The sequence below is a fragment of the Sulfuricurvum sp. genome (assembly GCF_049305995.1).
Classification (GTDB): Bacteria; Campylobacterota; Campylobacteria; order Campylobacterales; family Sulfurimonadaceae; genus Sulfuricurvum.
Genome location: NZ_JBAQPS010000108.1, coordinates 1 through 3,156, shown reverse-complemented (window position 1 = coordinate 3,156; position 3,156 = coordinate 1). Strand labels below are relative to the sequence as shown.

Annotated in this window: 2 protein-coding genes and 4 tRNA genes; 5 read left to right on the top strand and 1 reads right to left on the bottom strand. The window is 47.5% G+C overall.

Going from position 1 to position 3,156, the window contains the following annotated elements; translation table 11 throughout:
• Positions 1–581 (bottom strand): dihydroxy-acid dehydratase (locus WA010_RS03615; RefSeq protein WP_422555804.1); only part of this gene is annotated, 581 nt, incomplete at its 3' end.
• A gap of 193 nt (positions 582–774) precedes the next feature.
• Between WA010_RS03615 and WA010_RS03610 the strand changes: the two genes are divergently transcribed.
• The 5 genes from WA010_RS03610 to WA010_RS03590 form a co-directional block, all read left to right on the top strand.
• Positions 775–849: transfer RNA gene (locus WA010_RS03610), tRNA-Gly, on the top strand.
• 60 nt (positions 850–909) lie between these two features.
• Positions 910–996: transfer RNA gene (locus WA010_RS03605), tRNA-Leu, on the top strand.
• A gap of 7 nt (positions 997–1,003) precedes the next feature.
• Positions 1,004–1,077 (top strand) — tRNA-Cys (locus tag WA010_RS03600).
• A gap of 31 nt (positions 1,078–1,108) precedes the next feature.
• Positions 1,109–1,196, top strand: a tRNA-Ser gene (locus WA010_RS03595).
• A gap of 119 nt (positions 1,197–1,315) precedes the next feature.
• Positions 1,316–3,156: PD-(D/E)XK nuclease family protein (locus WA010_RS03590; RefSeq protein ID WP_422555803.1), on the top strand; the 1,841-nt coding region annotated here is incomplete at its 3' end.

The following is a 3,156-nucleotide window of genomic DNA, read 5'->3' as shown; positions in this document are numbered from 1 at the left end:
CCCGAACAGCTCCCGCCGCTCGGACACGCTTCACATTCGATCTCATAGAGCTCTTCATCGGACATTTTACCGTCGGCATGTTTTCCAACCGCTTCAAACGCGGTTGCCAAATCGATCGGGGTACCGTCTTTTTTGTGCCCAGCGCTCATCGGACCACCCGAAACAAAGATGGTCGGTACATTGACACGCAATGCCCCCATCAACATCCCCGGAACAATCTTGTCACAGTTAGGGATACAAATAAGACCGTCGAGTTTGTGAGCGTTCATCACCGTTTCGATACAATCGGCGATCAGTTCGCGGCTAGGAAGCGAGTAAAGCATCCCATCATGCCCCATCGCGATACCATCATCCACACCGATGGTATTAAACTCAAACGGCACTCCGCCCGCCTCACGAATCGCCTCTTTGACGATACGACCGTACTCTTGGAGAAAAAAGTGCCCCGGAATGATGTCGATATGGGAGTTTGCTACCCCGATAAAGGGTTTGTTGAAATCTTCGTCTTTGAGACCCGTTGCTCGAAGCAAACTTCGGTGAGGAGTTTTGTCAAATCCCCGTTTAATAGTATCACTGCGCATAAAAATTCCTGTTATTTAAATTAAACGCCATCAGAATACATCCTGATGGCTACGTTAGCACTAGGCTTTCTTCGGCAGAATGCCCAAGAACGTGAACGTTCTTTGTATATTGTGAGTATTATAGCAAATTTTTTATTCTCACCTCTTTACACGCTATACTTTTTTTGCTATACTTCCAGTCCACAAAAACAATGCGGGAATAGCTCAGTGGTAGAGCACAACCTTGCCAAGGTTGGGGTCGCGAGTTCGAACCTCGTTTCCCGCTCCAGAATCTCAGTTGAAACATTGAGTTTGATGTTTGAACTGAGATATTTTTTTCTACTTAGATGCCCGGATGGCGAAATCGGTAGACGCAAGGGACTTAAAATCCCTCGGTGGTAACACTGTGCCGGTTCAAGTCCGGCTCCGGGCACCATCATGGTGGCGGCATAGCCAAGCGGTAAGGCATGAGCCTGCAAAGCTCTGATCCCCGGTTCGAATCCGGGTGCCGCCTCCAGCATAGAGAAAGATAGTTTCAATTTTACTACGGGTCACTGGCAGAGTGGTCGATTGCACCGGTCTTGAAAACCGGCGAGGGTTAAACCTCCCAAGGTTCAAATCCTTGGTGGCCCGCCATCACAACACAAAAAATCCCTTCTTAACCATCAGCAATATAAAAAAGATTCCTCTTAAGTTTTATCAGGCAAAATCAAAAAATATTTATTTCTCTCCTTATATTTTAAAAAAGTTGAACAATGACTAAAGAGTGTATCGTTTATCCTACCTCACGGTGTATTCGAGAGGCAGTTGCAGTCTCCTCTGAGAGTTTTCTCCCGCAGATGATGAGTATGGGGGAGTTTCTCTCCCGTGCGTATGTTGCGGTGGGAAAAATCGTCCCCGATGAGGATTTACGCCTTTTGGCGATGCACGAAGCGTCCGATTTTTCAGCCTTTAGAGCACTCAACATCGAGCGAAACTTTTTCAGTTTTATCCAAAACTCCGAATATCTGTTTCGATTTTTCGAAGAGCTTTCCAGTGAGCAGGTCAGTGTCGAAACTCTCCAAGCGGTCGATGTGTACGGCGAGTATGAGGAACATATCGCGATTCTTACAAGACTGCGTGAACGATACGGTGAGATATGTGCACGCGAAGGGTGGGCGGATAGAATATTTAACTCTAGCCATACGACCATCCAACACGATTTTTTGCGTAACTTTGAGAGCATAACGATTGTGGTCGAGGGGTATTTGAGCCGCTATGAGATCGCACTGTTACGAGAGTGTGCAGAGCATTTGGAAGTAATACTTCTGTACAACACGACGGCGTATAATCGTAAAATGACGGCACGTTTGGAGGAGATGGGATTTGAACTCATCGAGGCTCGGGAGTATCGGCTGTCGCTCAGTGAAATACGGATCATCTCGGATAAGCCTTTGGCGATGAATCGTGCTATTACGTGTGAAGTGTTTCACACCAGACTGGCGCAAATCGGATTTATCAAAGCATCGGTTGAGGCGTTTGTGGAGGAGGGGATCGTACCGGAGAAGATTGCCATCATACTGCCCGATGAAGATGCGGCGCAGATGATAAAAGAGTTCGACACAGAGGGGAATTTCAACTTTGCGATGGGGGAACCGTTTTCTAACAGCGCCCTCTATCGAGAGATCGAGAGTATTACCCTCTTTTTGGATGAGATGAACGTATTGAACCGCGAGCGGATACGAAATATCAAAAGCACCACGATAGAGTGGTTTAAGACTCATTATCCGCAAAAGTTTCGCTTAGGCGATCTCGAAGAGTTGATTTCGATATTCGATGATGCCGATGAAGGCTCACTCGAGATCATCCGCGATGAGATTCAACACATTAGCCATCTCTCCCATGCGCTGGAGCAGATGGAGTTTAGATCGGTACTACGAATCTTTATGAATCGTCTGCGTCAGCGGAGCATCGACGATGTTCGAGGGGGCAAGGTAACGGTAATGGGGCTGTTGGAGACTCGTGGGGTCGCATTTGATGGGGTGGTGATCGTCGATTTTAATGAGGGGTATGTTCCGCACAAGAGTGAAAAAGATCTCTTTTTAAACACCAAAACCCGTGAATATGCCGGATTGCCGAGTGCCCATGATCGCGAATCGCTCCAAAAACACTACTACGCTATGGTGTGTAATCGAGCCCAGAAGGTGGCGATCGGATGTGTCCAAAACGCCGAGTCGGTGCCATCTCGTTTTTTACTTCAACTGGGGATTAAAAGCACCCCTGCCGCATACCGATATGAAGAGGTGCTGTTTCCGACTCCCCATTTTAATGAGCGGCATGTCGGAGCAATAGAGGGAGAATACGATTTTACCGCTCACCCTCTCTCGGCAAGCGGGATAAAAACGTTTTTGAGCTGTAAACGCTCCTTTTATTATCGCTATATCGCGCATATCCGAGAGCATGAGCTGCCGCGTGATTTGTCGCAGGAGCGTGACATCGGTAACGAACTTCACAGTGTTTTGGATAAGCTCTATGCGCAGAATGATCGCTACTTACAACCCTCTGCGATCAAAGACTCTATTAGCAGATTATGGGAAGAGAAACACAGCGATGACCC